The 658-nt window shown below is 55.5% G+C and carries 1 protein-coding gene; it reads right to left on the bottom strand.

Going from position 1 to position 658, the window contains the following annotated elements:
* A partial coding sequence (locus CBW22_RS25140; protein WP_254919573.1) for a GTP-binding protein occupies nt 1-658 on the bottom strand: 658 nt, incomplete at both ends.

Raw genomic sequence — 658 nt, 5'->3', positions numbered from 1 at the left:
CAGAACCTGACCACGCTGGATCTCTTCACGCTTGATACCGCGCAGCAGAACACCACAGTTCTCGCCTGCCTGACCCTGGTCCAGCAGTTTGCGGAACATTTCAACACCGGTACAGGTAGACTTAGCAGTCGCTTTGATACCAACGATTTCTACTTCGTCGCCCACTTTCACGATGCCGCGCTCAACACGACCGGTAACAACGGTACCACGGCCAGAGATTGAGAATACGTCTTCGATTGGCAGCAGGAACGGCAGATCGATAGCACGTACTGGATCTGGAATGTAAGTATCCAGGTGACCAGCCAGCTCAACGACTTTCGCTTCCCACTCAGCGTCGCCTTCCAGCGCTTTCAGCGCAGAACCGCGTACGATTGGGGTATCGTCGCCTGGGAAGTCGTACTGAGACAGCAGATCGCGAACTTCCATCTCAACCAGTTCCAGCAGCTCTTCGTCATCAACCATGTCGCACTTGTTCAGGAACACGATGATGTAAGGAACGCCAACCTGACGACCCAGCAGGATGTGCTCACGGGTCTGAGGCATTGGGCCATCAGTCGCAGCAACAACCAGGATCGCGCCGTCCATCTGCGCAGCACCGGTGATCATGTTTTTCACATAGTCGGCGTGGCCTGGGCAGTCAACGTGTGCGTAGTGACGG

Origin of the sequence: Pantoea sp. VS1 (assembly GCF_002207995.1) — a bacterium.
Lineage (GTDB): Bacteria > Pseudomonadota > Gammaproteobacteria > Enterobacterales > Enterobacteriaceae > Pantoea > Pantoea dispersa.
This window is presented reverse-complemented; position numbering and strand designations above follow the sequence as displayed.